Source organism: Nocardia flavorosea NBRC 108225, from assembly GCF_001613385.1.
Classification (GTDB): domain Bacteria; phylum Actinomycetota; class Actinomycetes; order Mycobacteriales; family Mycobacteriaceae; genus Nocardia; species Nocardia flavorosea.
The window spans coordinates 41,861-66,391 of the sequence record NZ_BDCG01000023.1 but is presented as its reverse complement, the minus strand read 5'-3'; the positions used below and the strand labels follow the sequence as shown (position 1 = coordinate 66,391).

Below are 24,531 nucleotides of genomic sequence, written 5' to 3'. Positions count from 1 at the left end.
ACCGCGTTGAAATCGAGACCGTCCGGTCGATGGCACAACCGGCGATGTGGTCACCGCATGCCGGTACCGCAAACCAGTCGTTATCGGTGTGCCGCCCGGTCCTCGCTATCGGTTCGATATCGTATTGCTCAGCCGCCTGAACAGGATGATCCCATCCGCGGGACGCTCCGGTCCGAATGTCTGGCAAACCGACAATTTCCCGGAGAAAGGCGACCATGGGTAAGCACAGAGCTACCGGTCCGGCTCGGCGGGCTGCGGGATCGGTGGTAGCGGCGGGCGCGGTTCCGCTCATCGCGACACTGATCGGCGCCGGTACGGCCAATGCCGAAGCACTCCCCGCTCCACCCGCGTCACCCCCGATTCCCGCGCTACCGGCGAATCCGCTCCAGCCGGCCGCCGCCCCCGACCCGGTCCGCGATCTCACCGTCGCCGTCCAGGACGCCACCCGGGTGGCCGTGCGGTCCGCTACCGATACGTTCGGGATGGCGGCGGCACCGTTCCTCCCGGCGCCACCGGCCCCGGCCCCCGCGGCGGTCGCCGAACCGGCGGCCCCCGCGCCGGCGACCCGGGCGCTCCCCCAGCATGCCTATCTCGCCCCACAGGGCGATTTGCACGCGCCGATGCCGGTGGCGCCGGTAGCGCCGATCGAGGCGCCGCCCGGCAAGCTCCGGATCGGCAACATCGTCATGGATGCGCCGCCGTTCGATGTCCGGGAGATCAATACCGGCGCCGCACAGGCGGAAGCGCAGGTGGCGACCTTCTACGATTCGGTGGGCGTGGAGCGCAGCCGGTCGGACCGGATGGCCGCGCAGACCGTGGGTTCCGCGGCCATCGGAGCATCGGTCGCCAATACGCTGGCCTCCCCGATCGCGACCACCTCCGCGATGGTCGGCGCGGTCGCCGGGCTGATCTCCGGCGTCCCGTTCCTGCCGATCGGTCTCGTCGTGGGCCCGGTGCTCGGCGCGGCCATCGGCTACGCGGTGATCGCGGCACCCGCGATGGCCGTCGGCGCGGCTGTCGGCGGCGCGATCGGAGCAGCCGAGGGGTACACCGCGGCACCGTACGGCGCGCCACCGCAGTGATCACCGGGTGTCCGGCGGGATACGCCGCCGGACACCCGCCTGCCTGCGGTCGAGCATCCTCTGCGAAACGACCCGGCGCGCATCAGCGGTACACGGGCGGGTCGAGGGGCGGCCACCCGGACCGTCGACCACAGACTCGGAAACCCGCTCGCGCCGTGGTCGACAGCGCCCCTGAGTGACAGCACCACGGCCGCACCGGCCGGCCATCTGGCCGCCGGCTCCGAACAACGCCCGCTGCCACTGGGTACGGACCTGCAATCGGTGCCGCCCGGGTTCGAGGCAATCCATCGAGCCACACCGCCGCCGACGGGCTCGAGTCGATATCGATCCCGCCCCGGATCGACAGCCTCGAATTCGTGACCGAGGATCGTTCGGGCCGGCGGTCATCCAGTCACAGCGCTATGGGCGCACGACCGGCCGGACCGGGACGCTCCACGATCCCGGTACCCCGCCGACACCGGACAGTCCCGGCCGTGTTTCGATCCTCCGGTGCGCGCCGATATCGTGATCTGCGGTTTGGGCCCGGCCGGGCGAGCGCTCGCCCACCGATGCCTGGTGCGCGGTATGTCGGTTATCGCAATCGACCCCAATCCACATCGGCGCTGGCAGGCGACCTACGCCGCATGGACCGACGAACTCCCGGCCTGGCTGGACGACACGACCGTCGCGGCGGCGGTCGCCCGGCCGTGTGCCTACGGCCGGCGCGCACATACGATCCCCCGGTCGTACTCGATTCTGGACACCGGCCGGCTCCAGCACCGCCTCGATCTCGCCGGAGCCACCGTGCTCACCGGACGGGCCACGATCCTCGACCGGCACACCGTCACCGTGGATTCCGGGCGGACCGTGCGGACCGACCGTGTAGTCGACGCGCGCGGCCTGCGGCGCCGGGCCGGCCGGGCCGAGCAGACGGCCTACGGACTCGTGCTCGACGATCCGGGACACGATGAACCGGCCCTGTTCATGGACTGGCGCGACGATAACGGTGCCGATCCCGGCTCGCCACGGTCGTTCCTGTACACGATCCCGGTGGGCGGTGGCCGGGTTCTGTTCGAGGAGACCTGCCTGGTGGGCGCACCGGCAATCGACCTCGGTGAACTCGCCCGGCGGTTGCGCTGCCGGTTGCGGGCTCGCGGTATCCCGGTGCGCGGCGACGAACCGGTCGAGCGGGTCCGTTTCCCGGTCGTGGGCGGCACCCCGGGGGCCGGCCGACTCGGTGCCGCCGGCGGATACCTGCATCCGGCCACCGGATACAGCGTGGGGGCGGCTCTGGCGGCGGCCGGAGATATCGCGGCCGGTCATACGGCCACGTCCAGTGCGGCCCGAGCCGTGTATCGGCTGCGCCGCGCCGGGCTGCGGGCATTGCTCGCACTGCCGCCCAGCGAACTTCCCGGATTCTTCGACGCGTTCTTCGAGCTCGATATCGGCCTGCAGTGCGCGTATCTGTCCGGTCACACCGATCTCGCCGGCACCGTCAGCGCGATGAACCGGCTGTTCGCTGCGGTGCCCGCCGGTACCCGCGTGCGGCTCGCCGCCGCGACACTCCATCTCCCGGCGCTCTCGCACGCGGGGTCCGGTTCGGTCATCATGGAGTGATGCGGTCAATCTGGAAAGGCTCGATCGCGTTCGGGCTGGTGAATGTCCCCGTGAAGGTCTACACCGCCACCGAGGACCACGACATCCGGTTCCACCAGGTCCACGCCAAGGACGGCGGCCGGATCAAATACGACCGTGTCTGCACCGTCTGCGGGCAATCGGTGAAATTCGCCGATATCGATAAACAGTACGAATCGCCGGAGGGCGAGAAGGTCGTGCTCACCGACGACGATTTCGCCAAATTGCCGGTGGCCGAAAAACACGAGATCCCGGTTCTGCAATTCGTCCCGTCGGACCAGATCGATCCGATTCTCTACGACAAGACGTACTATCTGGAGCCGGATTCGACCACGCCCAAGGCCTATGTCCTGCTGGCCGCCACACTCGAGCGTATCGATCGCACCGCCCTCGTCCATTTCACCCTCCGGCAGAAGACCCGGCTGGCCGCGATGCGGGTGCGAGACGGAATGCTGGTGCTACAGACGCTGCTGTGGCCGGACGAGGTGCGCTCGGTATCGTTCGAATCGCTGGAGGAGGCCAAGGCGCCCCGGCCGCAGGAAATCAAAATGGCCGAAACACTGGTCGAATCGATGTCCGACGATTTCGACCCTGATCAATTCACCGACGAATATCAGGTCGAACTGCAGCGACTGCTGGAGGAGGCGATCGCCAGCGGTGACGGAAAGGTTGCCGAACGCGCCGCGGAACCGGCCGAGGAATCCGATGCCGAAGTGGTCGATCTGGTGGCTGCGCTGCAACGCAGCCTGGAGGCCAGCGGTGCTCGCGGTGGCGAGAAGTCCGGTGGCCGCGGTGGCGGGAAATCCGGCGGAACGAAATCCACGGGTGAGAAGAGCTCCGGCAGCGCGAAAGCCCGCAAGACGACCCCACGCAAAACCGCTCAGAAGCGGACTCGCAAAGGCGCGTGACCTCTGGTCACAGGGCTTGGATGAACCAATCCAGGTACCCCTCGGAATCGATGCTGCTGCGGTGGTAATGGAATCCGAGCTGATGGGCCAGCGCGATGTCCGATGTGTTGTCCCTGTCGATACGCAGCACCGCTTCGTCCGCTAGGTCGTTACGAGCCAGATACCGGCAGGCCAGCACGATCGTCCGGCCGGGCACTCCGTTGTCGCGCCACGGCGCGTGGATTCCATAGCGGATATCGGCCTGGCGTTTCGCCAGGAATTCCGGCTCCAGCGTCACATCCAGAGTCCCTGCCAGCGCATTCGACGGCACGTCCACCACAGCAAATGTTTTCCGGGGCCCGTCGGCAGCCCACTCCGCCGCACACCGTTCGAATTCGGCCACCGTATTCGGTATGCCGGGCCCGGCCGTCCGGCGCACCGACTCCCGATCCTGGGCGGCCAGGTGCGCGGCGGCGTCGGCGACCTCGATCGGCCGTAGCCCGATCACCCCATCCGATATCAGCACGTGATCATGATCTGCATATTTGACGGCATTCGACAAGCCCCATGGACGGCGAGCCGCCGACAAGAATCGCAGGTCGCATCGGAAAGCCCGGCGAGCAACAATTCCGCGACACCCAATCGTGCAGACACGCCCGCAGTACAGGACCGGCACGGTTTGCCGGGTGGATACTCGGGTGCATGACCGATAACCCGGAGGATCCGCACCGGCTCGTATCCGCTGCCGTGGTGGTGGGTGTGGACGGCACCCCGGCCGCCCATTCGGCCATCCGCTGGGGCGCTACGGTGGCCGCCCGGCGAGGGCGGCGGCTCGTCCTGGCCTATGGGATGAACTCCACCCCGGCCAAGACCTGGCTGGTCGCCTATCAGCCGATGGTGGACGAAGCCGTACAGACCCTGCGCACACACGGCGAACAGGCATTGACCACCGGGGTGCAGGTCGTCCGCGAGGCCGCGCCGGATCTGGCGGCCGATACTCTGCTCTCCGAGCACAGCCCCGCCAAAATGCTGATCGAGCTGTCCAAATCCGCGCATATGGTGGTGCTGGGTTCACGTCGCGGCGGCGCCATCGCGCACCTGGGGTCGACGATTCTGGCGGTCGCGGCGCACGGGCACGGCACCATCGTCGCGGTCCGCGAGGACGCCGAGGACATCACGAGCGGCCCGGTGGTGGTCGGCGTCGACGGCAGCCCGGTCAGCGATACCGCCGTCGCCGCCGCCTTCGCCGAGGCCTCCGAACGCGGAGCCGAACTGGTCGCCGTCCACACCTGGAGCGACCTCACCTTCACCGAGTTCGCCAGTACCGGTTTCATCGAGATACCGGCCGAGGATCTGCAGACCGCGGAACAGGCGGTGCTCGCCGAGCGGCTGGCCGGATGGCAGCAGCGTTACCCGGAGGTCACCGTCCGGCGCGAGGTCTATCCCTCGACCCCGGCGTTGCATCTGCGCGAATGGTCCGAACGCGCTCAGTTGGTCGTGGTCGGCAGCCGCGGGCGGGGCGGATTCCGTGGGCTACTGCTCGGTTCGACCAGTCAGTCGCTGATCCAGCGGGCGGCCTGTCCGGTCATGATCACCCGGCCGGGCTGATCATGAAACCCGCTCGGTCCGCCGGACCGAGCGGCCGGTCAGTCAGGCACCCGGCCGGCCGAACACCCCGGTCAGCCGAGCAAACCGGACAACAACGCCCGGGTGCGCTGCGCTTCCGCGCCGCCGGCGAAGACCGAGGCAACGAACTCGGTGGCACCGGCGTCGAAGACCTCCCGTACCCGGGCCGCGACCTGCTCCTCGGTGCCGATGATCGCGAGATCCGCCGGTCCGGCCGCGCCCTCGCGGTCCATCATCGCCCGGTAGGACGGCAGTGTGCCGTAGGTGGCGAAGGTGCGGGCCGCCCGTTCCCGCGCCGCATCGGCATCGTCGGTCACCAGCACCGGAAGTGCGCACACGATACGGGCCGGGGCCCGGCCGGCGGCCGTGGCGGCCGCGGTGATGGCCGGGGCGATATGTTCCCGGATCGTGGCCGGACCGGTCATCCACAGCACGGTGCCGTCGGCGCGGCGGCCGGCCAGTTCCAGCATCCGGGTGCCCAGGGCGGCCAGCAGGACCGGGATCCGGCCCTCGTCCGGGATCCCGAGTTCCAGATTCCCCGTCAGCGTTTCACCGGTGTAGGACACCGGCTGCCGTTGCAGCAACGGGCCGAGAATCGACAGGTATTCGCGCATATGGCGGGCGGGCCGCTCGAATCCGTACCCGAACATGTTCTCGATGACGACGCGGTGGGACAACCCGATACCGAGGGTCAGGCGATCCGGGCCCACCGCCAGTGCGGTCGTGCGGACCTGCTGGGCGAGCGCGCCCGGATGCCGCGGATAGGTCGGCACCACGGCCGTCCCGAGCTCGATCTCCGGCACCCGGCTGCCGGCCACCGCCAGCGCGGTGAGCGCGTCGACGCCGAAGATATGCGACATCCAGGCCGAAACGAATCCTTCGTCGGCGGTCCGGTGCAGGTCCTCGGTGAGCGCGCGCAGGGCGTCGCTTCCGGATCGTTCACTGAGCAGTATGCCGATCCGCACGGCGGGCCTCCTGGACGGTTCGTCGGGACTGGACCTCGATGGTTGCGCCACCGACCCTAACCTGCGCCGGCCGACGCGCCCGGGACCTGCTCGACCCCGGAGCCGCGGCGGGGCATGCTGTGACCATGGACGAGTTTGCGAGCTGGCGGTCGAACGGGCAGCGTTTCACCCATCGCGGACACCAGATCTTCTGGCAGCCCGGCGGAACCGGTTCGGCGGGAACCCTGTTGTGCCTGCACGGGTTCCCGACGGCATCCTGGGACTGGCACCTGATCTGGCCGGATCTGTGCGAACGGTTCGCCCGCGTCCTGGCCCCCGATCTGATCGGTTTCGGCTGGTCTGCCAAACCGCAGCACTACGAGTACACGATCGCCGATCAGGCCGATCTGTGCGAGCAGCTGCTGCGCGAACAAGGCATCGACCGTTGCCATATCCTCGCGCACGACTACGGCGATACCGTCGCCCAGGAACTTCTGGCCCGTGACGCCGAACGCCGGGCCGCCGGCGATACGTCGCTGATCATCGAATCGGTCTGCCTGCTCAATGGTGGGCTCTTCCCGGAGGCCCACCGGCCCCGGCCCATCCAGCGGCTCCTGGCCGGCCCGCTCGGGCCGCTGATCGGCCGGTTCGGCACCGAAGGCACCTTCGCGCACAGCCTTTCCGCGGTGTTCGGGCCCGGCAGCAGGCCCGATGCCGACGAAATGCATCGTTTCTGGCTGCTGTGGTGCAGTAAGCACGGGAAACGCAACGGCCACAAGCTGATGGGGTACATGGCCGAACGGCGGACGCACCGGCAGCGCTGGGTGGGCGCCCTCGTCCGGCCGCAGGTTCCGGTCCGGTTGATCGACGGTTTACGCGATCCGGTGTCCGGGGAGCGGATGGTGCGCCGCTATCGCCACCTCGTCGACGAACCCGATGTGGTGGAACTGCCCGCTGTCGGCCACTACCCGCAATTGGAAGCTCCGCAGGAGACGCTGCGCGCATTTCAGGAGTTCCACACGACCCGGGTCGGATAAGCGCGCAGTTCGGCCGACGACAACCGGCCGCCGGATCGTCTCCGGCGGCCCGCCGAGCAGATTCGGCTCGCCGCCGCGGCAGAACCTCTTCCCTCGGCCGACACCGCCGCCGGTTCCGGTGCGCCGTAAGGGTATCGCTACGATTGTCGGGACAAAATGCCCACTTTCGGAGGAATGCATGGCGCGCAAGGTCATCGTTGAGCTGGTCGACGACTACGACGGAACTTCACCGGCGGAAGAGACCGTCACCCTGGCTCTGGACGGTGTCACCTACGAGATCGATCTCTCGGCACACAACGCCGGGAAACTGCGCGACGTCGTCGGGGGGTGGGCTGCGCACGCGCGCCGGGTCGGCGGCCGGGTCACGAAGAGTAGACGTCCGGCCCAGGCCGCGACCGATACCCGCCAGACCCAGGCCATCCGCGAATGGGCCCGCGCGAACGGTATGGATGTCTCGAACCGTGGCCGTATCTCGGCCGAGGTCCTCGAGGCGTACAAGAAAGCACACAAGTAGCAAAAAGGGATTCCGGTGGCCCACTGCGGCCGACCGGAACCGGTCATAGGCGACCCGGCCCGGGCGCGTGACACATCACAAAAAGGTAACAGAACAGCCTCCGGTAGCGACACAGAATCCGGTACGGCGATGCCGTGGCAGGGCCACGCGTTGTTCGGCACCGGTCGGGAAGCGTGCGGACGGCGAGAGCCGGTCGTACGCACGATGTGCTCACACCGGACGAAAGGCCCTGTTCCCTCATGCGATTGTCACCGGCGATCCCCGCCCTCCGCAGCCGCCGCAGATTCTGGCTGGCCACCGCCACGCTCGCCGTGATGATCCAGGCAATTTCACTGGTCAGCGGTGGTACACCCGCCGCGCGGGCCGCCTTCGATCCCGCGGGGAGGGATTTCTGGGTCGACTCCGCCATGGGACCTATCAAGTCCCGGGTGTTCCGCGCCGCCGACGGCAATACCTCGCGGGTGGTGTACGCGCTCGACGGCATGCGGGCCCGCGAGGACCTCAGCGGCTGGGAGATCGATACCGATATCGCCCGGGAATTCACCCGATGGAATATCAACGTGGTGATGCCGGTCGGCGGACAGTCCAGCTTCTACACCGATTGGAACGCTCCCAGTACCTTCCTCGGCGTACCGCCGGGAACCGGGTCGGGGAACGGATCGGCGTCGGGGTCGGCATCGGGCTCCGGCGGGCTGCAGGCCCTGGCGGATGGTCCGGGGAAGTCCTACACATATAAGTGGGAGAGTTTCCTGACTCGTGATCTTCCGGCGGCTCTGCGCGACCGGCTGGGTTTCGCCACCCACCGCAACGGCGTCTTCGGTCTGTCGATGGGCGGTAGCGCCGCACTCACCCTCGCCGCGCACTACCCCGCTCAATTCAGCTTCGCCGGTTCCTATTCCGGTTACCTGAACATCTCCGCGCCCGGTATGCGCGAAGCGATCCGGGTCGCGATGATCGACGCCGGCGGGTACAACGTGGATTCGATGGCGGCCCCGTGGGATCCGAAATGGCTGCGTATCGACCCGTTCGTCGCCGCGCCCAGCCTGGTGGCGAACAACACCCGACTGTGGGTCTCGGCCGCCGGCGGCCTGCCCACCGCCACCGACGGCCCCAGTATCGGCACCGTCAACGGAATGGGCCTGGAAGCATTGGCGCTGGTGAACACGCGGGCTTTCCAGGTGCGGATGGCGACGCTGGGCGCGCAGAACGTGCACTACGACTTCCCTGCCCACGGTATCCATGCCTGGAACAACTGGGCCGATCAAGCGCTGCGGATGCTGCCGGATCTCTCGGCGAATATCGGGTGACGGCCGTGGCGGCGCACCCGCGTCGCAGCCGAGTGCAAGGCAGGCGCTCAGCACTATCTGTATCGACTCGGTAAGGTTCGGGTTCATGGCTCATGAGGATGTAATCGATACCGTCGGCAGCGGTTTCGTCGCCGGTGAACTGCCGGTGGGATTGCGTTACCGCGCCCGCGACCACTATGTGGTCGGACGCGAGAAGATCCGCGAGTTCGCCCGCGCTGTCCAGGACCACCATCCCGTGCACTGGTCCGAGGGCGCCGGTATCGATTACGGATATGCCGGCCTGATCGCGCCGCCGACGCTGTTCTCCGTACCCGGATATCTGGCGCAGACAGAAATGTTCGAATCGGTGATGACCGGCTACGACCTGAGCCAAGTCATGCAGACCGATCAGGTGATCCGCTATCACCGGCCGATCCGTCCCGGCGACGCTCTGTCCTTCGAGGTCTGCCTGCAATCGGTGCGTCACGCGTTCGGGGGCGACCTCATATCGTTCGAAACCGTGGTCACCGATCAGCACGGCGTACTGGTCCTGGTTTCCCGGACCGACGTGGTCGGGCGCAGTGGCACAGGGCCCGACCTCGACGAACTGGGTGCCGGTGTCCTCATGCACGGTTTCCGGCCCGGTGCCGATCGCAGTACCGCCCGCCCGCGCGGAGGTTCGGCCGTCCGACCGCCGGCCTCGCAGCCCGCCCTGCCCGCCGCCGAACCGCCGGCCGGCCCGTACGTCCGGGATTTCGATACCGTCCGGATCGGCGACGAACTGCCCGCCCGGACGGTGCGGTTCACCATCGGGGATCTGGTGAACTACGCCGGAGTTTCCGGAGATCCCAACCCGATTCATTGGAGCGCGGAGGTCGCCGATCGCGTGGATCTCGAGGCCCCGGTTGCGCACGGCATGTTGACGATCGGTACCGCCGCGGGCTTCGTCACCTCCTGGCTCGGCGATCCGGGCGCTCTCCGGGAATACGCGGTGCGGCTGACCAGTCCGGTCTTCGTTACGCGGGAGGGCGCCGAGATCGAGTTCGGCGGCCGGGTGAAGGCGACCGATCCGGCAGCGCGGACCGCGACGATCGCGCTCACCGCCCGGCACCAGGGCCGCCGGGTGTTCGGCCGCGCTACCGCGGTGGTTCAGTTGCGCTGACCGGCGAGTCGTGACGGTCGCCACACTCCGCCCGTTCGACCCCGGCCTCGCTTGACCTCAACCTCTCTCGAGGTTCGAGGCTGTTGTCATGAGCGAAACAGCATACGAACGCCCTTCGGTCGAGGACAGCACGGTCGACCACACCGCCGATATCGCTGCGATCCAGCAGTTGGTCACCGATGTCGAAACCGGCTACAACACCAACGACGCAGAGCTGATGGTCAGCGGATTCACCGCCGACGCCGCTGCGGGCAACGCGGTGGGCACGATCATCGCCGGCTACGACACCCTCCTGGATTCCGCCCGGCGCGGGCTGGCAGGTTTCCTGGCCGACGAATACGTGCGTTATGCGGTGACCGATATCGTTTTCCTGCGCCCGGATATCGCGATCGCACACAAGACGGCCCGCGCGGTCACCGAGCACGGCGAACTCATCGACCGCGATCCCGCGATGGTCGCGCTGTACGTCCTGGTCCGGGAGGACGGGCGCTGGTGGGTCGCGGCGCGGCAGAACACCCCGGTGCCGGCGCCCGCCTGACCGCACCCCTCGGGGATGGGCTCTGGGCCGCGGAGGTAATACCGGGGTATTATCCTGGTTGTCCGTGGATCACGGGCAATACGAATGGTGGGCCGGAGCATACGACCTGCTCCACCGCAGCGGAATCGAGCCCTGGGAAGTATTGGAGGTGCTGTATTCGCCACGGCGGTGGCCCCGGGTGGCGACGAGCCGCGAGGGACTACCCACCGCGACCGTCTGGGGTCGTACCGACGACGGCCGCGCCCTGATCGTGCTGCTGCGGTGGCTGCGCGCCGATACTCGCTGGCAAATCCTGCTGGCGAGCCCGATGCGGCCCCACCAGCTCGCCGAATACACCGCATGGGAGGCGACCCGAGATGATCGATAACGAACCCGACCCCGGCTACCCCCGGACTCCCGAGGCGGCCGAGGACTTCCTGAATACGCTCACCTACGACGACACCGCGACTCTGCCGCCGCTACCGCCGGCCACCGACCGGATCGAACACGGTATGGTCGCCACTTCGTTCAAATGGACACCGGAGATGCGCGACCGGGTCCGGCGCAAGGCGGCCGAACACGGGGTGACACCGTCCATCCTGATCCGCCAGTACATCGAGATGGGTCTGCTTTCCGAACAGTCCGAGCGGATGATCCCGCTGGCCGACGCGGTCCGGGCGCTGACCAGCCTGCCGCATTCGGCCTGACCCCGGCCCGCGGTGACCCGGGCCGGGGGGCAGCTCGCGAGCACTGCCCGCTCGACCGGCGCCGGACTCCGCGGTGCACTCAGGGGTACGCGCGGAACCGATACCGGCGCCGATTCCCGCGAGCAGGGCGGATATGAGCGCCGTAGGCCGCACCCGGCGGTGCCGGAGCCCGGCCCGATCGGCGCAAACGGCAACCCGACGACCAGCCCGATCTGCCCCGCCGACGCCGACGAGCGCGAACGGTGCCGCCCCGACGCACCGGCCGCGGCTCCGAGCGCCGCCGCGCCGATAGTCCGGCCGGCCGGCCGGCCGGTCGGATCAAGTGCATTCCGTCCCGATCGAGTCCAGGAACGCGCCCGCCCCCGAGCGTATGCCCCGGCTCGGCGCCGGTCCGGGGGCTACGCGCCGGGGAACCAGTCAGGGCGCGGGCGGCGCACCGGTATTCGTGCAGAAAGGATGGCACGATCCCGGTGTGGGGGTCACTCGTGCGGGTTCGTCACCGAAATCCGCCGAACTCACCATCATCATCACCACCAGGGCTACACCGACGACGAACCCGAAGACCAACAACGTGGGCCAAAGCCAGGTCCGCAGCGGCTTCTCCCGGACGATCGGCACTCTCGGCTCCATCGGGTCGGCAGGGTTCACCGGACTCACCGGATCGCCGGGCGCCACCGGATCCGCCTGTTCGCCCGACGGCACCGGGAAGACCGGAGACCTCGGGTCTGCCCGATCCACCGGATCGGCCGGGTTCACCGGGCCGACCGGCTGTACGGGATCGCGGCCGGCGCCACCGTATTCGTTCATGCCACCACCTCCAGGGGCTCTCCGGCACGGGGTACCCGAATATCGGCACTGTCCACGTACCACACCGCCCGCCGTGGTTGAACCGGCGCCGAGCGGGTAGGCCGCCCGCGACGCCGCGCCATCCACAGAACCAGGAGGACTCATGCCGCTGCAGGTGGGCGATTACGTACTGCAACGTCTCCGCGAATGGGATGTCGAGCAGGTCTTCGGATATCCGGGTGACGGGATCAACGGTCTCGTGGCCGCCTTCGGCCGGGCCGACAACCGGCCCCGCTTCGTGCAGGCGCGTCACGAGGAGATGTCGGCATTCCAGGCGACCGGTTTCGCCAAGTTCAGCGGGAAGGTCGGAGTATGCACCGCTACCTCGGGTCCCGGCGCCATCCACCTCCTCAACGGCCTCTACGACGCCAAACTCGATCATGTTCCGGTGGTGGCGATCGTCGGCCAGACGGCACGCAGCGCGATGGGCGGTAGCTACCAGCAGGAAGTCGATCTGCAATCGCTGTTCAAAGATGTCGCCTCGGACTATCTCGTCGAGGTCAATGTCGCGAGCCAGCTGCCGAACGCGCTGGACCGCGCCTTCCGTACCGCAATGGCCCGGCGCGCGCCGACGGTGCTGATTCTGCCCGCGGACCTGCAGGAAGAACCGTACGAACCGCCGGAGCACGCGTTCAAGCAGGTACCGTCGAGCCCGCCCAGCAGCCAGCACACCACCCTCATTCCGCCGGCGGCGGAGCTCGAACGGGCGGCCGAAGTCCTCGACCGGGGATCACGGGTCGCGATGCTCATCGGCCAGGGGGCGCGTACCGCCGCCGCAGAGGTACTCGAGGTCGCCGAACTCACCGGCGCAGGGATCGCCAAGGCGTTGCTGGGCAAGGATGTGCTGTCCGACGAACTGCCGTTCGTCACCGGCTCCATCGGACTGCTCGGCACCCGGCCCAGCTACGAACTGATGCGCGACTGCGACACCCTGCTCATCGTGGGTTCCAATTTCCCCTACAGCCAGTTCCTGCCGGATTTCGATCAGGCCCGTGCCGTGCAGATCGATATCGACGGCGCGCTCATCGGAATGCGTTATCCCACCGAGGTGAACCTGGTGGGCGATGCGAAAGCCACCCTCCGGCACCTGATCCCCTTGCTCGAACGCACGACGGACCGCTCGTGGCGGGACACCGTCGAGAAGAATGTCGCGCGCTGGTGGGAGACGATCGCACAGCAGGCGGCGGTCGAGGCGAAACCCATCAACCCGATGCGAGTGGTCACCGAACTATCCGAGCGAATTCCCGAGAACGCCATCGTCACCGCCGATTCCGGATCCTCCACCAACTGGTACGCCCGCTGTCTGCGCTTCCGCGGCGAGATGCGTGGTTCGCTGTCGGGCACGCTGGCCACCATGGGTCCCGGTGTGCCGTATGCGATCGGCGCGAAATTCGCCCATCCCGACCGGCCGGTGATTGCCCTGGTCGGCGACGGCGCCATGCAGATGAACGGGCTCGGGGAACTCATGACCATCGCGCGCTACCAGCACCTCTGGGAAGACCGCCGGCTCATCGTCTGCGTTTTCCACAACAACGATCTGAACCAGGTCACCTGGGAGCTACGCGCCATGGGCGGTGCACCGAAATTCGAGGAATCCCAGAACCTTCCCGATGTGCCCTACGCCGATCTGGCGCACGAGATGGGCCTGGAGGGGATCGCCATCGACCATCCGGACGATATCGGGGAGATGTGGGACCGGGCGCTGGCCACCCCTGGTCCCACGGTGCTCGATGTCCGCTGCGACCCGGATGTTCCGCCGATTCCGCCGCACGCTTCCTACGAACAGATCAAGGATCTGGGCAAATCCCTGCTGCGCGGCGACCCGGACGCCTTCCATCTCATGGTGCAGGGCGCCAAAACCAAAGCTCAGGAGCTACGGATCTGAGCCGCGCGACGTTCCTGGCCTGCTCCTCACCGGCGACGCCCCGGAGACGACGGCGCACCGCCGGTTCACGGATCCTCCTGATCGCGTTGCCGATCGACCCAGTTGCGGCGTTCCCGGTCGCGGTAGCCGTAGGTGGCCTTGCGGACGGTGAGGTCGTCCTCCAATCCCGACCCGACCGCGCCGGCCACGGTACCCAGCGCGCTCGCCATCGCGGCAATCGTGAGGTAGTCCCGCACGCCGACCGGGCCACCGAGCACGGTCTCCAAGTAGGACGGCGGGATGACGAGAGCTACTGCCGCACAGGTGAAAAGAAAGAGTACCGCGTAGAAGACCACCGCCCCCAGGGCCACCGTGACCGCAGTTCCGGTATTGCGGAGCCGGATATCGCCGACTCGGATCGGGTCCCGGAAAGTCTGCCGTTCCCACAGACTGTGGCCCACCACGATCCACACCGCGAGCGCCGTGATCGCCACGAAAACCACTCCGGTGAGCCGGAACCCGCCCAGCGCGGTCGCCAGCTGCCAGATACTCGAATAGAGCACTCCGAACGCGGTACCGGCCAAAGATCCGGCCAGTGCCGAGGATAGTCCGAGGAACAACCGCCAGGGCCGGTTCGCACGCACCATACCGGCGAGCAGACCGGCGAAACGAGCCGGACCGCCCCGCTCCACGAGAACTGTGCCGGCACCGTCGTCGACGATCCGGACGACCCGGAAGGGCGCCCGGGCCGCGGCCTCACGCCCGGGGTGCACGGCCGTTTCGGCTCCGGTGCGTAAGGCCCTGACGATTCCGGCCGCCAGTTCCCGCAGCCGGTAGCGCAAGCGCACGCCGCCGAGCGCCGGAAGCGGAATCAGGGCGACCCGGTGCCGCAGGTCCAGTGACGCCAGCACGAGGCGGCCGTCGCTGCGCATCGGCAGGTCGGTCAGGCACAGGGCGAGATCCCAGGAGGTGTCGCGGACATGGCGCCCGGCCTTGTCGATGACGTATTCGAGATCCGGATACATCGCTTCGAACGGGTCGTCGAGAACCTCCACGCGCCAGTCGGTTCGGTCGTCTTCCCGGGCCAGCGCCGCCGGCAGGGAGTGCGCCAGATCGCGGGCGAGGCGTGCGGGCAGATCCGGATCCGCGACCACGCCGATGACCACAGTGCCCGGATCCGAAGTTTCTGTCACCACATCCTCCTGCTCACACATGATCGACGGCCGGGATGGGCCGTTCCTCGAGTGACGCGCTTCCCGATCGGGGCGCACCCAAACACCGGTCACACAACGGCACACCGCACGGACGGCCGGATCACGCGGACCGGTTTCGATCGCGGCACGGCGGCAATCCGGTGCTCGACCGGTACTGCATCGATACGGCGGTCCTCGTTCGCCACGGAAGGAGCACAGCAATGGGGTTCCAGGAACAGCAGCAAGAGGTGCCCGGTGTCCAGTCGCGGATGACACCGATCCCGGATTGCGGCGAACAGAGTTACCGGGGCAGCGGGAAGCTGACCGGTAAAACGGCCGTGATCACCGGCGGCGACAGTGGGATCGGGCGGGCCGTGGCCATCGCCTTCGCCCGCGAGGGCGCCGATGTCCTGATCTCCTACCTCGACGAGCACGACGACGCCGCCGAGGTGGGCGCGCTGATCGAGGAGGCGGGCCGCCGAGCGGTGCTGTTACCCGGCGACCTGTCCGATCCGGCGCACTGCCGGGCGGTGATCGACCGCGCGGTGGAAGCATTCGGCCGGGTCGACATCCTGGTCAGCAATGCGGCCTACCAGATGACGCACAACACCGTCGAAGAGATCAGCGACGAGGAGTTCGACTACACGTTCAAAGTGAACATCCACGCCTACTTCCACCTGGTGAAAGCCGTCCTGCCGCATATGCCCGCCGGCGGGTCGATCATCGGTAGTTCCTCGGTGAACTCCGATACCCCCTCCCCCACGCTGGCGCCCTACGCCGCCACCAAGGCCGCGATCGCCAACTTCTCCGCCAGCCTGGCGCAGCTGCTCGGCGACAAGGGAATCCGGGTCAACAGTGTCGCGCCCGGGCCGATCTGGACCCCGTTGATCCCGTCGACCATGCCGACCGAAAAGGTCAGTGCGTTCGGCGACGACACACCGCTCGGGCGCGCCGGGCGCCCCGCCGAACTGGCGCCCGTCTACGTGATGCTCGCCTCCGATGACGGGAGCTACGTTTCCGGCGCGCGGATCGCCGTGACCGGCGGCCGGCCGATTCTGTAGAGCGGGCGGCCGATTCTGCCGCGACGCAGCCACGCCACACCACGGATCGGAACGGCGCGCCACTCGGGGCGGTCATTGTTTCGCCGGGAACGGTCCGGGTACGCGGACCCGCAGACCCGCAGACCCGCAGACCCGCAGACCCGCAGACCCGCACGTCGGGCAAGACGGCGACGGCGACAGAAGGAGAGGGAATGGCCGATGTGCATGCGCACCGATTGACCGGGCTCCGAGCGGCCGCCGCATTGGTGGACCTCGGATTTCCCGCGATCAGTGCCGGCGTGATCGCGCGCCGCCGGCGCGTGCTGGGAGTGCTGGAACGGATCCAGGCCGACGAACGCGCGGCCCGGCGGTGGGAGAAGTTGCGTGCGGAGTTCGGCCGGGGACCGGTGGAACTGGTCGTGCCAGGGCGCCGGGTGATCGTGATACTCGATCCGGACGACGTCGGCCGGGTGCTGGCGGGGGCACCTGCCCCGTTCGATCCGGCGAACCGGGAGAAACGGGCCGCGCTGCGGCAGTTCCAGCCGCACGGTGTACTCGTATCGCAGGGACAGATCCGCGAACGGCGGCGAGCCGTGAACGAGGCGGCACTCGATACCGGCGTACCGCTGCACCAGCTGGCCGAGCCGTTCGCGGCGAAAGTGGCCGGCGAGGCCCATGAACTGCTCGGACAGGCCGGCCGGCGCGGCGTCGTGGACGCAGCGGATTTCACGGCCGCGTGGTGGCGGCTGGTGCGCCGGGTGGTGCTGGGAGAACGGGCTCGCACCGATGAGGCGATCACCGATGAGCTGTGGCGGCTGCGCGCGGCGGCGAACTGGTCGTTCGTGGCGCCACCGTTGCGGAAACGGCGAGATCGATTCCTGGCCCGGCTCTACGACTACGTCGAGAGCGCCGAGCCCGGCAGCCTGGCCGGCGCATTGGCCGATACCCCCGCGGGCGGGGCGATCGATCCGGTGGGCCAGATGCCGCAGTGGCTGTTCGCCTTCGACGCGGCGGGAATCGCCCTGTCGCGGGCGCTGGCCCTGCTCACCGAGCATCCCGACCAGTACGCCCGGGCCCGGGCCGATGCCGAGGAGCCGGGACGTGCGCGGCTGCGGCCCTACCTGCGCGCCTGTGTCCTGGAATCGATCCGGTTGTGGCCCACCACCCCGGTGATCCTGCGCGATACCACCGAGTGGACCTGGTGGCGCACGGGTTCCGAACAGTTCGCGCTCGAGCCCGGTGCGGCGCTGTTGATCCTGGCCCCGGCGTTCCATCGCGACCGGCAGCTGCTGCCGTTCGCCGACAGCTTCGCACCCGAGATATGGCTCGACGGGCGCGCGGAACAGTATCCGCAACTGGTGCCCTTCAGCGCGGGGACAGCCGAATGCCCCGGCCGGAACCTGGTGCTTTTCCTCACCAGCTCGCTGCTCGCCCATCTGCTGTACGGATCCGAATTGCGGTTGCGCTCGCACGATCTCGCACCGGGCGCTCCTCTTCCGGCCACCCTCGACAATTTCGGGCTGGAGTTCGGGATCGAACCGGCGGGGCTACGGAGCGTGGCGCCACCGCGTTGATACTGTTTCGGCACGTCGTTCAGTCGTGGTCCGGATCGATCGGGTCCAGCGCGGTGGTGGCCGGGCCTTCCAGGACATTGCCGTCGATATCGAACCGCGACCCGTGGCACGGGCAGTCCCAGCTGGTTTCGGCATCGTTGAACGCGACCAGACAGCCTAGGTGGGTGCAGACCGCGGATACGGCGTGCAACCGGCCGTCGTGGTCCCGGTAGACCGCGCTGCGCCGGCCGGAGCGGCGCATCACCGCACCGCGGCCCGGGGCGAGGTCGGCGGCGGAATCGACGAAGGTACTCGGGGCGAGACGGTCGCCGATCAGATGGCGGCCCACCGCGAGACCGGATTTCAGCAGCGTGCCGGTTTCGACGCGGGGATGCAGGCGGCGGGGATCGTAGATTCCGGCCCACGGCAGTGATTCACCGGCCAGTTCGGCCGCGAGTAGCCGGCCGCCCATTATTCCGTGTGTCATACCCCAGCCGCCGAATCCGGTGCTCACATAGACGTGCCGGGTTCCGGGATGGAAGCGGCCGATATAGGGAAGGTCGTCGGTAGTGGTGTTGTCCTGTGCGCCCCAGTGGTAGTCCAAGGAGTCCACCGGGAAATGTGTCCGCGCCCAGCCGGCCAGCCGGTCGACGGCGTCCGCGGTCGATCCCACGCCGGGCCGCAGATGTTCGCCGGTGACGATGAGCAGCCTGCGGCCGTCACCGTAGGGGGCGGTGCGGACGGAACGCGTGTTCTCCTCGGGCGTGATGTACATACCGTGCGGGTCGGCGCCGGTGGCCAGTGGACCGGCGACCGCCAGTTCCCGCCGGGGCTGCAACCGCGTGAAAAGCAGTGCCCGGTCGAATATCGGGTAGTGCGTCGCGACCACTACGTCCCGAGCGCGCACTGTGGCACCGTGTTCGGTGGTCAGCCGGCAGGGATCGCCTTCGTCCAGCCCGGCCACCCGGGTCCGTTCGTAGACCGCTCCCCCGGACCGGATCAGATTCTCGGCGAGGGCGAGCAGGTATCGCCGCGGATGGAACTGGACCTGATCGTCCACCCGGATCGCGGCGGCCACCGGAAACGGCAGCCCCGTCTCGGTGACCAGCGACGCCGGCAGCCCGGCCGCTGCCGCCGCCGCGACCTCCGCCCGGATGGTCGCGACTTCGTCCGCGGAGGTGACATAGGTGTAGGACGGTGCCCGTTCGAGTTCGCAATCGATACCCAGATCGGCGGCCGTACGCACCAGATGTTCCACGGCATCCTGCTGGGAGCGAGCGTACAAACGCGCGGTATCCGCGTCGAACGACGACCGCAGCAAGTCGTACACCAATGTGTGCTGCGCGCTGACTTTCGCGGTGGTGTAGCCGGTTGTTCCGCTGACGATACGGTCCGCCTCCAGGACAGTGACCGACCGGCCGGTGCCCGCGATCTCCCAGGCGCAGCACAACCCGGCGATACCACCGCCGATCACGGCGACGTCGGTGTCGAGATCCTCGGTGACGCGCGGATACGTCGTCGGCCCGGTCGAATGCATCCAGTACGACTCGGCCATTCCGGTTGGTGCGTTCATGGGGCGCGGATACCCGGGACCCGGGCGTCGACACTTCGCACGGAACAGGTCCGGTGGGGCCGGTTTCAGCCCACATAGCGCCGGGCCGGTGAACGCGCCTGGGATTCCTCCAGCAATACGAGACCGGCCTCGACCTCGGCCGGCACCACCTCACGTTCGCGTATCACCCACGGCAGTCCGCGCAGTGCCGCCAGCACGGCTCGGGCCGTGGCGGCGTCGGCCGGTGCGGAGCGCAGTACGGCGGCCGTCCGGCGGGCCGCGCTGCGCACCGGGCGGCGTAACCACAGCGTCCACAGGGTGTTCCGGATACCGAGACCACGGCGGCCGGTCGAATCCCGCAGCACCGAGGGGGCGTGGTGGATCACCATCTCTTCGATCCAGCACATCCACCAGCCGTGTGCTGCCAGGTCGAGGGCCAGCAGTTCCTCCTCACCGCCGAACCACAGCCGCCGGGAGAACCCGCCGACCTCGCGAAACGCGCTCACCCGGAATGCGGACAGGGCGGCCATCACGCCGAGCAACGCCGGCCCCGGCAGCCACTCGGGGCCGGGGACCGGTGAATCGCGCAACTCCGGCGTGATCGGGTCCTCCCGCAGGCCGGGGGCGACCAGGCAGCGCCCGGTCACCGAACCGAGGCCCGGATACCGGTCGAGCAGATCGGCGGCGCGGGTGAGGGCCCCCGGCTGCCACTGGGTGTCGTCGTCGCAGAACGCGACATACGGGGTGCGCACTCGCTCCACGGCGAGGTTGCGGGCGAGCGCGCCCAGGTTCTCGTATGCCCGGATCACCTCCACCGACGGGAACGCCGCGGCTACCGCGTCGGCTGTCCCGTCGGTGGACGCATTGTCCACCAGAATGATCGGCGCCGCGTCGGGAAGGGTGGTCATCTCGCCGAGTGTTTCGAGCAGTTGGTCCCGGCGGTCGCGGGTCATGATCACCACCGTGATGCGGTCCGTGCCCATCCGATCATTTCCTTTCCTCGGCGAGTTCCAGCGTTCCGGCACCCCGCTCGACCGCCGGCGGCAGCCTGCGCCGCTGCGCCAGCGCCCATGGCAGCCGGCGCAGAACCCCGGCCACCACCGGCGCGGTGCGCGGGTCCCGGACGGCCCGGCCGAGCAGGCCGGCCGTTTCCGCCGCGCACCGCCGCAGCGGACGACGCATCCACGTGATCAACGCGTTGTTGCGCTGTTCGGCACGCCTGCGCCACGCCGGCGCCGGCCGCTGCGCCGAAGGGTGATGGTGGGCGCGGATATCGGCGACATAGCAGAGCTGCCAACCGGCGGCGGCCAGGTCGAGCGCCAGCAACTTTTCCTCGGCGCCGAAATGCAGCAGCGGGCTGAACCCACCGACGCGCAGATATGCCTGCTTGCGCACGATCGCCGCGCAGGCCAGAAACCCGAGAATCGACGGTCCCGGCAGGTCGGCGGCATGTCCCAGCGGGCTGGTGGCCATCAGTTCGTTGACGGGATCATCCCGGTCGGTGGCACCGACAAGGGTGCGGCCCGCAACGAGACCGAGCCTGGGGCAGGCGTCGAACAGCTGTTCCGCGCGGGTCAATGCGTCACCGGCCCACCACGAGTCGTCGTCGCTGAACGCGACATACGGTGTGCGAGCCTTCTCGACGCCGAGATTGCGGGCCGCCGCACCGAGATTGCACGGCAGGCGGATCACCGTCACGCCGGGAAATGTTGCGGCCACGGCAGCGGTGTCGTCGTCGGACGCATTGTCCAGCACCACGATCTCCGGACGTGGCCGGAGCGCACGCAGCTCGGTCAAGGTGCGCGCCAGTTCGGGGGCGCGGTTGCGGGTCGCGATCACCACCGTGGTGCGCGCACGCCCGCCGGCGACACGACCTGATTCGCCGGCCGCGGTCATTGCCGTGTCACCGGCCGCGGTGCCGATCCCTCCGGCGGCAACAGGTCCAGTCCCGTTGCCGAGCCGGATCTCTGATTTATGGCCGATCGCGGAACCGAGTTCGTCGCTGCCCGTGCGTTCGGTGCCGGTACCCACCTCACTGACCACGCCTTCACATGCTGCTACTTCTTGTCCCCGGCCGATAGCGGCCACTGTTCCGTCGCCTTCCGCAGCTGTGCCGCTGTCGCGCTTGGACTTCTCCGCCTCGACGCCATCGAATGGCTCTGCCTCGGCGGCATGTCCCCTGCCTTCGGAACCAGCCGCGGTCCCGGCCGCGCGGCCGACGGCGAAATCCGGGCTTTCCGCAACAGCAACTTCCGATCCGTCACCGGCAGCGGTCTCCGGACCTCCATCGGCCGTTACCGGCGCAGGGTTTTTTCGGCCCGCCCCTGCGCCGGTGCCGACCACAGTTCCGGCAGCGCTGCCGGTGGTGAGCCGCGGTGGGTGGCCGGTCGCGGCGTGCGTCGTGTTGCCGGCCGGGTTCATGCGGAACGGCTCGGCAGTAGTTCGTCGAGCAGAGCGGACGCCAGGGAATCGGCGGCCGGGAACTCGTTGCGGCGGGCGTGTTCGCGGCCCGCGGCCGATAGGCACCATTGCCACCAGTGGTCGACCACCTCGGTGTCGAGGGCTTGTTCGGCGGGTATCAGCGCGGGCCAGCCCAGGGCAGCCGCCTGCGCGGTCACCTTTCCGCCGCCGGCTACCGGGTCCACTGTCAGAACAGGGACACCGGCCCGCAAGGCGAACACGAGACCGTGGAGCCGGGTGGTGACCACCGCGTCGAGGCGCGCAAAAACCGAGGCGAGCTGGTCGGGGGTGCGGCATCGGCGCCAATCGTCGCCGGCGAGCCGGGTGTCCAGCGGTAAACGAGCGCAGTCCAGACCGCCCAGCCAGCGCTCCAATGCCTCGTGCACCGATCGGTGCCGCCGCGCCGATCCGTATTCCGCCTGTCCGGGGGCGAAGACCACGCCGATCACCGGAACGATGCCGGTGCTCGCCGATACCGACATATCCGGCCGCGCAGTAGCCGGATCGTCGCGCGCCAGCACGCGATGGAATCCGGTGACCGCCGCGTCGGCCGGGTCGAGTACCGAGACACCGACGGCGATGCGGCGGCAGCTCGCATATCGTTCGTGCAGGGTGCGGACCTGTTCGCCGTGCGCCGGGCCGCAGACGAAGACGAGATGCGAGTAGCGGCCGGAGTCGGCGTCGTCGAGGTGGAGTGCCTCGGGCCGGAATCCGGGACTCCATGCTGTCTCGTACGGAATCCCGGCCCCGGCGAGGGTTTCGCCGACACGGCGCATGCTCAGTACATCCCCCGCCGTCGCTTCCCCGTGCACAAAGCTGGACCATCCGGTCACCAGAACGCGCATGGTGCGCACTTACCCGGTTCGCCCCGCACCAATCGTCCGCACCGGTCGCCGGTGCAACACAGTGATCCGGTGCCTGCCGCACGCACCGCCACACGTGTTCTTCCGCGAGCGGCGAGCGCATCGGGTCGAGTGTTGTCGGTCTCGGGGGCAGTGCTCGCTCGGTCGTGGGCCACCGGCCGGGCACGCGCACCCGATCCGTCAGCGAGTGTGCGCTCTGGTCACACCTGACCAGGCCCGCGGGACCGGGGCAGCCCACAGGCACCGGTGGCAGAACGCCGCAGCAACAGTCCGGCACCGGACCGATCACCGGGGTGGCGGTTGCAGGTGCACAACCTTCGTCCGGGTCATCTCGTCGAGTAGTTCGGGGCCGTAGCCGTAGCCGCTCCCGCTGGCGCCGCGGGGATGAGCGGCGCCGCCGGGCGTGCCACCGAACACCGCGTTGATCTTCACCGTGCCGACCGGCAGCCGCCGCCACGCGGTCTGGGCGTTGGCCATCGAGGAGGTGAGAACGGTCGCCGCGAGCCCGTAGTCGTCTCGTGCGGCTTCGGCGAGCCCCTGGTCGAATGTCGGGACGACCCGTACGGGTGCGACCGGGCCGAAGGTTTCCTCGCGCATGACCCGCATCGCAGGGGTGCAGCCGGTCAGAACTGTCGCCGGGTAATGGGCACCGGGTCCGTCCGGCACGGTCCCGCCCGTCGACGCCCGGGCGCCGTCGGCCACCGCTTCACGCACCTGAGCGTGTACCTGCTCGCGATGGCGGCGATCGACCAGTGGGGCCGGGGTCCAGGAGCGGGCGGCGCCGGTCAACGCTGCCAGGAAGGGTTCGGCGATCGCCTCGTGGACGAATATCCGTTCCACGGCGACACAGATCTGCCCGGAGTTGGCGAAGGCGCCGAGCGCGGCCTGTTCCGCGGCCCATTCCGGATCCACATCGGCGTCGACGACGAACGCATCGTTACCACCGTTCTCCAGGAGCACATGCGCGCCGGTCGCGGCCGCGCTCCGGGCGATCGACCGGCCCGCGGCGGTACTGCCGACATGCGCGATGAGATCGATATCGTGATGTGCGGCCAGGGCCGCGCCGACGGCGCCGTCGCCCTGCACGGTCTGCAGCACCGCGTCCGGCAGCACGTCCGCGAGGAGCTCACCCAGCAGGGCGCCGGTGTGGGGGGCGCGTTCGCTCGGCTTGTACAGCACCGTGTTGCCGGTGACCAAGGCGGCGCCGAGCAGACCGCAGGACACCGCGACGGGATCGTTCCACGGTGTCAGCGCCACGACCACGCCGCGCGGTTCCCACACCATCAGATCGGTGGCGCCGATATCGCCCTGCAGGCTGCGGCCCCGGTGCACCGGACCGAGTTCGGCGTATTGCTCCAAGGTCGCCGCACCGGCGGCGATACCTTCCGCGCCCTCGGCCCGCGGGCGACCGGTTTCGGATTCGGCGAGCGCGGCGATCTCGTCGGCGCGTGCCCGGAGCCGGCCGGCACCCGTACGTAACGCCGCGGCACGCTCGGCCGCCGGGGTGCACGCCCACTGCGATTGCGCGCGCCGGGCAACGGCGATCCGCTGGTCCACCTCCGCAATATCGGTCACCGGGATCGTGCCGACGGCGCCGCCCGTGGCCGGATCGATGATCTCGATCGTGTCGGTTACCGGGTACCCGATGGGTTCTGTGACAGTGCTCGGTCCGCTCATGCCTCCCGGCTTTGCCGGTAGCGGACGGTTCAAACACCGGTGTCCGGCCGCGCGGAACACGATCCGTATCTGCCGCTGGACAGCGGAAGGTTTGAACCGGTGAGAAC

At 68.8% G+C, this 24,531-nt stretch carries 23 protein-coding genes; 14 read left to right on the top strand and 9 right to left on the bottom strand.

Annotated features, from left to right (window positions below):
- Positions 1-215: 215 nt before the first annotated feature.
- The 3 genes from NFL01S_RS29640 to ku all read left to right on the top strand — a co-directional run bounded on the left by NFL01S_RS29640 (position 216) and on the right by ku (position 3,604).
- Positions 216-1,082: a hypothetical protein gene (locus tag NFL01S_RS29640; RefSeq protein ID WP_157117093.1), complete on the top strand. Its 867-nt coding sequence runs from the start codon at positions 216-218 to the stop codon at positions 1,080-1,082.
- Between the two features lie 489 nt (positions 1,083-1,571).
- The gene (locus NFL01S_RS29630) at positions 1,572-2,678 is read left to right on the top strand and encodes a lycopene cyclase family protein (RefSeq protein WP_062979616.1); all 1,107 of its coding nucleotides are present in this window, start codon (positions 1,572-1,574) and stop codon (positions 2,676-2,678) included.
- Positions 2,678-3,604 (top strand): non-homologous end joining protein Ku, encoded by a 927-nt coding sequence (gene ku, locus NFL01S_RS29625; protein WP_062979615.1) that lies wholly within the window; start codon positions 2,678-2,680, stop codon positions 3,602-3,604. Before NFL01S_RS29630 ends, ku begins: the two co-directional genes overlap by 1 nt.
- A gap of 7 nt (positions 3,605-3,611) precedes the next feature.
- On the opposite strand, the gene NFL01S_RS29620 is transcribed toward ku, so the two are convergent.
- Positions 3,612-4,109 carry a GNAT family N-acetyltransferase gene (locus NFL01S_RS29620; RefSeq protein WP_062979614.1) on the bottom strand — a complete coding sequence of 166 codons (498 nt, stop codon included), beginning with the start codon at positions 4,107-4,109 and terminating at the stop codon, positions 3,612-3,614.
- A gap of 176 nt (positions 4,110-4,285) precedes the next feature.
- On the opposite strand from NFL01S_RS29620, the gene NFL01S_RS29615 reads away from it, so the two are divergent.
- Complete coding sequence (locus tag NFL01S_RS29615) at positions 4,286-5,191, top strand: universal stress protein (RefSeq protein ID WP_062979613.1); 906 nt, start codon at positions 4,286-4,288, stop codon at positions 5,189-5,191.
- 71 nt (positions 5,192-5,262) lie between these two features.
- On the opposite strand, the gene NFL01S_RS29610 is transcribed toward NFL01S_RS29615, so the two are convergent.
- A complete protein-coding gene (locus NFL01S_RS29610; RefSeq protein WP_062979612.1) occupies positions 5,263-6,174 on the bottom strand; it encodes a TIGR03564 family F420-dependent LLM class oxidoreductase in 912 nt (303 codons plus the stop codon).
- A 125-nt stretch (positions 6,175-6,299) separates the two neighbouring features.
- On the opposite strand from NFL01S_RS29610, the gene NFL01S_RS29605 reads away from it, so the two are divergent.
- The 7 genes from NFL01S_RS29605 (at position 6,300) to NFL01S_RS29575 (ending at position 11,376) form a co-directional block, all read left to right on the top strand.
- Positions 6,300-7,190 carry an alpha/beta fold hydrolase gene (locus NFL01S_RS29605; protein WP_062979611.1) on the top strand — a complete coding sequence of 297 codons (891 nt, stop codon included), beginning with the start codon at positions 6,300-6,302 and terminating at the stop codon, positions 7,188-7,190.
- Between the two features lie 178 nt (positions 7,191-7,368).
- The gene (locus tag NFL01S_RS29600) at positions 7,369-7,704 is read left to right on the top strand and encodes a histone-like nucleoid-structuring protein Lsr2 (RefSeq protein ID WP_062979610.1); all 336 of its coding nucleotides are present in this window, start codon (positions 7,369-7,371) and stop codon (positions 7,702-7,704) included.
- A gap of 239 nt (positions 7,705-7,943) precedes the next feature.
- Positions 7,944-9,011, top strand: a complete 1,068-nt coding sequence (locus NFL01S_RS29595; RefSeq protein ID WP_062979609.1) for an alpha/beta hydrolase — start codon at positions 7,944-7,946, stop codon at positions 9,009-9,011.
- Positions 9,012-9,096: 85 nt separating this feature from the next.
- The gene (locus NFL01S_RS29590) at positions 9,097-10,152 is read left to right on the top strand and encodes a fused (3R)-hydroxyacyl-ACP dehydratase subunits HadA/HadB (RefSeq protein WP_062979608.1); all 1,056 of its coding nucleotides are present in this window, start codon (positions 9,097-9,099) and stop codon (positions 10,150-10,152) included.
- Positions 10,153-10,240: 88 nt separating this feature from the next.
- Complete coding sequence (locus tag NFL01S_RS29585) at positions 10,241-10,690, top strand: SgcJ/EcaC family oxidoreductase (RefSeq protein ID WP_062979607.1); 450 nt, start codon at positions 10,241-10,243, stop codon at positions 10,688-10,690.
- Between the two features lie 64 nt (positions 10,691-10,754).
- Positions 10,755-11,057 (top strand): hypothetical protein, encoded by a 303-nt coding sequence (locus NFL01S_RS29580; RefSeq protein ID WP_062979606.1) that lies wholly within the window; start codon positions 10,755-10,757, stop codon positions 11,055-11,057.
- On the top strand, positions 11,047-11,376 hold the full coding sequence (locus tag NFL01S_RS29575) for a hypothetical protein (RefSeq protein WP_062979605.1): 330 nt from the start codon (positions 11,047-11,049) through the stop codon (positions 11,374-11,376). The genes NFL01S_RS29580 and NFL01S_RS29575 overlap by 11 nt, the downstream gene beginning before the upstream one ends.
- Before the next feature lie 417 nt (positions 11,377-11,793).
- Here the strand turns inward: NFL01S_RS29575 and NFL01S_RS37215 are convergent, their stop codons facing one another.
- Entirely contained in the window at positions 11,794-12,183 is a 390-nt protein-coding gene (locus NFL01S_RS37215) for a hypothetical protein (protein WP_062979604.1), read from the bottom strand.
- A gap of 142 nt (positions 12,184-12,325) precedes the next feature.
- Between NFL01S_RS37215 and NFL01S_RS29565 the strand changes: the two genes are divergently transcribed.
- Positions 12,326-14,107, top strand: a complete 1,782-nt coding sequence (locus NFL01S_RS29565; RefSeq protein ID WP_062979603.1) for a thiamine pyrophosphate-requiring protein — start codon at positions 12,326-12,328, stop codon at positions 14,105-14,107.
- A 65-nt stretch (positions 14,108-14,172) separates the two neighbouring features.
- On the opposite strand, the gene NFL01S_RS35835 is transcribed toward NFL01S_RS29565, so the two are convergent.
- Positions 14,173-15,279: a hypothetical protein gene (locus tag NFL01S_RS35835; RefSeq protein ID WP_157117091.1), complete on the bottom strand. Its 1,107-nt coding sequence runs from the start codon at positions 15,277-15,279 to the stop codon at positions 14,173-14,175.
- A gap of 221 nt (positions 15,280-15,500) precedes the next feature.
- Between NFL01S_RS35835 and NFL01S_RS29555 the strand changes: the two genes are divergently transcribed.
- Together NFL01S_RS29555 and NFL01S_RS29550 are read left to right on the top strand one after the other, a co-directional pair.
- Entirely contained in the window at positions 15,501-16,340 is an 840-nt protein-coding gene (locus NFL01S_RS29555) for a glucose 1-dehydrogenase (RefSeq protein WP_062979725.1), read from the top strand.
- A gap of 191 nt (positions 16,341-16,531) precedes the next feature.
- Positions 16,532-17,893 (top strand): cytochrome P450, encoded by a 1,362-nt coding sequence (locus tag NFL01S_RS29550; RefSeq protein ID WP_062979601.1) that lies wholly within the window; start codon positions 16,532-16,534, stop codon positions 17,891-17,893.
- 19 nt (positions 17,894-17,912) lie between these two features.
- Here NFL01S_RS29550 and NFL01S_RS29545 read toward each other — a convergent pair whose 3' ends face one another.
- From NFL01S_RS29545 to NFL01S_RS29525, 5 genes are all read right to left on the bottom strand, one after another.
- Complete coding sequence (locus tag NFL01S_RS29545; protein WP_062979600.1) at positions 17,913-19,445, bottom strand: FAD-dependent oxidoreductase; 1,533 nt, start codon at positions 19,443-19,445, stop codon at positions 17,913-17,915.
- 65 nt (positions 19,446-19,510) lie between these two features.
- Entirely contained in the window at positions 19,511-20,407 is an 897-nt protein-coding gene (locus NFL01S_RS29540; RefSeq protein WP_062979599.1) for a glycosyltransferase family 2 protein, read from the bottom strand.
- 4 nt (positions 20,408-20,411) lie between these two features.
- Positions 20,412-21,467 carry a glycosyltransferase family 2 protein gene (locus NFL01S_RS29535; protein WP_245670949.1) on the bottom strand — a complete coding sequence of 352 codons (1,056 nt, stop codon included), beginning with the start codon at positions 21,465-21,467 and terminating at the stop codon, positions 20,412-20,414.
- A gap of 374 nt (positions 21,468-21,841) precedes the next feature.
- A complete protein-coding gene (locus NFL01S_RS29530) occupies positions 21,842-22,729 on the bottom strand; it encodes a polysaccharide pyruvyl transferase family protein (protein ID WP_062979723.1) in 888 nt (295 codons plus the stop codon).
- A 303-nt stretch (positions 22,730-23,032) separates the two neighbouring features.
- Positions 23,033-24,424 carry an aldehyde dehydrogenase family protein gene (locus NFL01S_RS29525; protein ID WP_062979598.1) on the bottom strand — a complete coding sequence of 464 codons (1,392 nt, stop codon included), beginning with the start codon at positions 24,422-24,424 and terminating at the stop codon, positions 23,033-23,035.
- Positions 24,425-24,531 lie beyond the last annotated feature (107 nt).

Coding starts and splice junctions, on each gene's coding strand:
- NFL01S_RS29530 (WP_062979723.1), bottom strand. CDS start 22,729: ATGCGCGTTCTGGTGACCGGATGGTCCAGCTTTGTGCACGGGGAAGCG.
- ku (WP_062979615.1), top strand. CDS start 2,678: ATGCGGTCAATCTGGAAAGGCTCGATCGCGTTCGGGCTGGTGAATGTC.
- NFL01S_RS29555 (WP_062979725.1), top strand. CDS start 15,501: ATGGGGTTCCAGGAACAGCAGCAAGAGGTGCCCGGTGTCCAGTCGCGG.
- NFL01S_RS29585 (WP_062979607.1), top strand. CDS start 10,241: ATGAGCGAAACAGCATACGAACGCCCTTCGGTCGAGGACAGCACGGTC.
- NFL01S_RS29600 (WP_062979610.1), top strand. CDS start 7,369: ATGGCGCGCAAGGTCATCGTTGAGCTGGTCGACGACTACGACGGAACT.
- NFL01S_RS29605 (WP_062979611.1), top strand. CDS start 6,300: ATGGACGAGTTTGCGAGCTGGCGGTCGAACGGGCAGCGTTTCACCCAT.
- NFL01S_RS37215 (WP_062979604.1), bottom strand. CDS start 12,183: ATGAACGAATACGGTGGCGCCGGCCGCGATCCCGTACAGCCGGTCGGC.
- NFL01S_RS29590 (WP_062979608.1), top strand. CDS start 9,097: ATGGCTCATGAGGATGTAATCGATACCGTCGGCAGCGGTTTCGTCGCC.
- NFL01S_RS29615 (WP_062979613.1), top strand. CDS start 4,286: ATGACCGATAACCCGGAGGATCCGCACCGGCTCGTATCCGCTGCCGTG.
- NFL01S_RS29550 (WP_062979601.1), top strand. CDS start 16,532: ATGGCCGATGTGCATGCGCACCGATTGACCGGGCTCCGAGCGGCCGCC.
- NFL01S_RS29575 (WP_062979605.1), top strand. CDS start 11,047: ATGATCGATAACGAACCCGACCCCGGCTACCCCCGGACTCCCGAGGCG.
- NFL01S_RS29565 (WP_062979603.1), top strand. CDS start 12,326: ATGCCGCTGCAGGTGGGCGATTACGTACTGCAACGTCTCCGCGAATGG.
- NFL01S_RS29640 (WP_157117093.1), top strand. CDS start 216: ATGGGTAAGCACAGAGCTACCGGTCCGGCTCGGCGGGCTGCGGGATCG.
- NFL01S_RS29540 (WP_062979599.1), bottom strand. CDS start 20,407: ATGGGCACGGACCGCATCACGGTGGTGATCATGACCCGCGACCGCCGG.
- NFL01S_RS29595 (WP_062979609.1), top strand. CDS start 7,944: ATGCGATTGTCACCGGCGATCCCCGCCCTCCGCAGCCGCCGCAGATTC.
- NFL01S_RS29525 (WP_062979598.1), bottom strand. CDS start 24,424: ATGAGCGGACCGAGCACTGTCACAGAACCCATCGGGTACCCGGTAACC.
- NFL01S_RS29545 (WP_062979600.1), bottom strand. CDS start 19,445: ATGAACGCACCAACCGGAATGGCCGAGTCGTACTGGATGCATTCGACC.